General features: G+C 41.3%; 3 protein-coding genes. All 3 read right to left on the bottom strand.

Annotated elements, in window-relative coordinates; genetic code table 11:
- Window positions 1-1,714, bottom strand: a 1,714-nt coding sequence (locus AC1DND_RS23265; RefSeq protein WP_477584967.1) for a glycoside hydrolase family 127 protein, incomplete at its 3' end; no start/stop codon positions are given.
- Window positions 1,715-1,728: 14 nt separating this feature from the next.
- On the bottom strand, window positions 1,729-2,610 hold the full coding sequence (locus AC1DND_RS23260) for a sialate O-acetylesterase (protein ID WP_477584966.1): 882 nt from the start codon (window positions 2,608-2,610) through the stop codon (window positions 1,729-1,731).
- Window positions 2,600-3,394, bottom strand: a 795-nt coding sequence (locus AC1DND_RS23255) for a rhamnogalacturonan acetylesterase (RefSeq protein WP_477584965.1), incomplete at its 5' end; no start/stop codon positions are given. The genes AC1DND_RS23260 and AC1DND_RS23255, both read right to left, overlap by 11 nt.

Here is a 3,394-nt window from a genome sequence, read left to right as displayed (position 1 = left end):
GTGCGTCACTGATCGGGAATAATGGCCCTGAAGCAATATGTCCCATCCTACTGCCATCAGCTAATAAATTAGGTTGATTTAATGTATCCATCGCCGCAGCGAGCACAACCGGGCCACGAAGAAAGGCCACCCAATCAGAACCGTCGGGCATAAACTCAGTGGTGGTGTGCATTGGCAATGAAATGTTAATCACATCGCCAGTAGCCCAAACACGATCAATACTGGCATACCCATTCGCATCACTTTTGGTGGTTATTTTTTTTCCATTCACCAAAACAGTCATTTTTCCCTGTTCTATCCAAACCGGCTGACGAAAATGTAGGGTAAAGCGTTGCTTGTTCTTTAACTGAAGTTTGATTGTCGTATTTTCTGCATCAGGAAAAAGTGTTTGTTGTGTAAGCTGAATACCTTTTTCCTTCCAGTTTAAGGTAGAGGGAATGAAAAGATTTACATACATATCATTCTTACCATGAGCATAAATCAACTCTCCATATTTGCCATGATTTTCCAATCCCGAGCCTACACAGCACCAGAAACTCTCCTGTGGACTCGAATAAGTACGGTAATGCCCCGGCCGCATCGGTGTAAAATATACAAAACCACCTTTTGGCCGCTGCGAAGAGAGGATATGATTGTAAAGCGTACGTTCGTAATAATCGAGATAGGTATTAGAAGGCTCTGCCAAAAATAGCTGTTTGGTGAGCTTAAGCATATTGTAGGAATTACAGGTTTCCGGGCCTTCACGCGATTCTGTCATAGAAGAAAAGTTACTGGCCGGATGAAAATGCTCTCTAACACTGTTTCCCCCAATGGCTACCGTTCTATGATCTACTACTGTTTTCCAAAAGAAAGCAGCCGCATTTGCCCAGGAAGGGTCTTTATCCAACAAGGCGATCTGCTCAAAACCGATTACCTTAGGAATTTGTGTGTTCGCATGCAAACCATTCAGGGCATCTGTATTTTTTAAAAGTGGATTTAGAATGGATCGATCCGAAAACCGCTTCGCCAATTGAAGGTACTTTTGATTACCCGTTATCGCGTAAACATTGGCGAAAGTTTCATTCAACCCACCGTGTTCGCTTTTTAGAAGTTCCTGTACTTGCTGATCAGATAAATTCGAGACCAGATCTACACACCAGTCGGTGAGTTTTAGGAGCATCTGCTTTGCTTTTACATTACCTGCAACCGCATAAGCATCGTAAAGCCCTGCATAAATTTTGTGGATATTGTATAAAGGCACCCACTTTCCATTCAGCGAAAAACTTGACGATTTGATGTTGCCTGCTTTGATCTCCTTCCAGATTTCTTTTCCACCTGGAATACCTGCCAAATAGCCATCACCATTTTTTACCTGGCATTTATCCAGTTCGGCAATCATGTATTCCATTCGGTCTTTAACCTTTGTATCACCGGTTGAAGCATACATTAAAGCCAGAGCAGACAAATAATGCCCGCCGATGTGCCCATCTAAACCTGTGTTTTCCCAGTTTCCGTAAGATGCTGCTTTAGGTTTTAGTCCTGCCTCCCGTAAATAAGGAGCCAAAAGCTTATCCGCATCAAGCGAAAGCATATATTTTTTGTCAGTTTCCTGAGCCTGCTTAAACGGTCCTTCAAGCAAACGTACCTCCGTTAAATTAAATGGTTGTACGCTCGCCTGTCCGAAAGTAGTTCCATACAAGGCGGTAAACAATACAACGGTAATTATTTTTTTCATTGCTAAATGATAGTCTATTTTAAATGTTTATTTATCTCTTCGGCCATTCTTAATCCCAGCTCCCAGGTCCCCTTGGTACCAAAATGGATATGATCTTTTGGATAACGCGTATTTTTATCACTTGCTCTTTGGCTAAGATCATCGGTGAGTATAATATAAGCATTGCGGACAGATAATGATGTTTTAGCACTCGATGCTACATCACGCTGTCCGTTTCGAACTTCATCTATTGCTATACCCTTATTGGGTGGTGGGTAAACATACCCGTAAACAAACAGCATATTCGCTGTTTTCAAATCCTGCCTGACGCGAATATTGAATTGCTTCAAGTTTTTACCGTAACTCTTGCTTACTTCCTCCCCTTTATCAGCATCGGATTCGCCCTGCTGCCACAACATGCCCTTAATCACAGGTTGATAACCACGTTTGACTAAACTATCCAACCCAGATTTAACCGTACTCATAAATATCTTATATTGTAAACCTTGGTTTATTGTATCCTTTTGATCCTTTCCTGGATTCCATTGTTTATAAAGATTGGTACCACTATGTGCATGTTTTATAATGGCAATACGAGCTTTTGGACGAAGATTTTGTAATTGTGATCCAAAACCCAGTTCAGGGCCAAAACGGTCAGGCGATTCTGAAGAAGCATGTAATGGAAACCATTGATCAGGTAAAAAATTACTATTAAGATGAGGTTTTCCTGAATGATAAATCAAAACCCTGCGATCAACTTTCATCGAATCATCCATATTGGACAAGTAGCCTTGACCAGTTGCATTCGACTGTCCACCAATCAGATAAACTTCAATTACAGGCTTTTTTTGTCCGGAACAAGAAAAGCAAATAAAAGTTAATATTAAAATTAAATTACCGCTCATTTTAATTCCCATCTGGCTTGACTATACTGCTTTTGGGGCTCTCTGGCCAGTGCCAATCTGTAGGATTATCTGGTTTTGCCGGATCAAATTTTGGCAGATCATCCACCAGATATTTCGCAATCCCTAATTTCTGTTCTTTAATCCCTAAGATGATGCATTGTGCAATTTCATAAGCCCCATAAGGATTAAAGTGTGTGTTATCGGCCAATGCCTTATCCTGACCTGGATAACTGTTAGCAGGATAATGAACAAAGGCTTTTTTCGATGGCTCTTCGCCCAAAGCATTAAACAAGGTCGATGTCATGGCATTCAGATCAATCAAAGCAACTTTCTCTTCGGTAGCAACCTTACGTGCAGCATCAGGAAAATCGCCAAGAGAGTTTACAATTTTTCCATCCGGGCCAAAAGACCTTCTACTGGTTGAGGTAACCACAACAGGGATCCCTCCTTTTTTCTTCACTTCCGAAATGAATGTTTTTAACCTTTCGGTATATGATTTATAAGCGCCATCGTTTGGCCCTTTATCTTTTTGATCGTTATGTCCAAATTCAATAAAAAGGTAATCGCCAGGTTTCATCACACTTAAAACCTTCGCTAATCTTTTGCTCCCTAAAAATGAACCCAGTGTTAAGCCAGATTCGGCGTGATTGGCAATAGCAACACCAGGTTTAAAAAAACGGGGAATCATTTGTCCCCACGATGCCCAAGGTTCATCATCCTGGTTCACCACAGTCGAGTTCCCCGCTAAGAAAACAGTAACCTGATCGTCTACTTTTGTAATTTCAAGCGCCTGTAG

It is taken from the genome of Pedobacter sp. 01N416, from assembly GCF_056399685.1.
Note: the sequence above shows the minus strand (reverse complement) of the source record. Positions and strands in the feature narration are given on the sequence as shown.

Excerpts from the sequence above, each read along its gene's own strand:
- AC1DND_RS23260 (WP_477584966.1), bottom strand. The coding sequence starts at position 2,610 with ATGGGAATTAAAATGAGCGGTAATTTAATTTTAATATTAACTTTTATT.